Annotated in this window: 1 pseudogene; it reads right to left on the bottom strand. The window is 78.8% G+C overall.

The features are described from left to right. A pseudogene (locus tag KN815_RS49175) lies at positions 1–1,177 on the bottom strand (sacsin N-terminal ATP-binding-like domain-containing protein); the annotation flags it as partial.

Here is a 1,177-nt window from a genome sequence, read left to right as displayed (position 1 = left end):
GGGGCCGCCCTGGGCGGCGTCCGGACCGAGCGCGTCCGGCGACCCGAGCCAGCCCTCCACGGCCTCGGTGCCCGCGCCCACCGCCGGTGCGGCGGCGCTGGGCAGGAACGGCACCCTCGGCAGCCGCTCCAGCACCCTCCGGCGCAGCTCCCCGTCCAGTTCGCCCCGGCCCAACTGGCCCGGGACCAGGTCGATCGTGCCGACCGAGACCGGATGCCAGTCGCGCAGCAGCGTCGCGTACGACTCGGCCGCGCGGTCCAGCAGGAAGTCCGTGAGCGGGCCGGGGGCGGTGTGGCGGCGGGTGGGCTCCAGCGGGAAGGACGCGATCAGCAGCGCCGGCATGCCCAGCGGCTCATCGGTCGGCGTGGGGGCGTGGACGACCGGGGCGGTCGCGGACCGCATCGGCGCGCCCTCCGCGTCCACCGGAACCGCCCAGGTCACCGACCACACCGGGCGCAGCCGCTCCTCCACCGGGCGGTCGGCGAGCAGCTCCGGCTCCAGCCGCCCGCCGGCGCTCTCGGTGCGCCAGCGCGTCGTACCGCGGGCGCCGGTGCCCTCGCGGCTGTCCTCGCGACCGCCCTCGCCGCTCGCCTCGCGGCCGCCGTCGCCCGTGTCCTCGATGACGGTGTACGGGCCCTCCTGGCGACGGCGCAGCGTCCTGGTGCCCTCGACCGTCTCCACCACGACCTCGGCCAGGCCGGGGAGGGTGAGCAGCAGCGCGTCGTCGATCCCGGCCAGCAGCCGCTCGGCCACGTCCAGGGCGGCGCCGTCGCGCAGCGGCAGCACCACGACGGTGTCGTAGCCGTCCGGGGCGATCCCCTCGGCGGGCAGCGGCAGCCGCAGCAGCGGTACGTGGCCGTCGCGGCGGCGCAGCTCCTCGGCGAGGCCGGGGCTGGTGGCGGTGGCGTCCCGGGTCAGCTCCCGCGCCTCGGCCAGCGACCAGCGCACCCCGCCGGTGCGGCCCACGACCGCGGGCTCGTCGCTCACCGCGAGCACCGCCGCGAAGCCGACGCCGAACCGCCCGACCGCGCTCTCCGGCTCGTCCCGCTTGGCCGACGCCCGCAGGGTGGACAGCGACTCGACCCCGACCGCGTCCAGCGGCGCCCCGGTGTTGGCGGCGGCCAGCACGGCGGGCTCGCCGTCGGTGGCCGGGCGCAGGGTCAGCCGGAGCCGTCCG

It is taken from the genome of Streptomyces niphimycinicus, assembly GCF_018883605.1.
Taxonomy (GTDB): Bacteria; Actinomycetota; Actinomycetes; order Streptomycetales; family Streptomycetaceae; genus Streptomyces; species Streptomyces niphimycinicus.
Note: the sequence above shows the minus strand (reverse complement) of the source record. Positions and strands in the feature narration are given on the sequence as shown.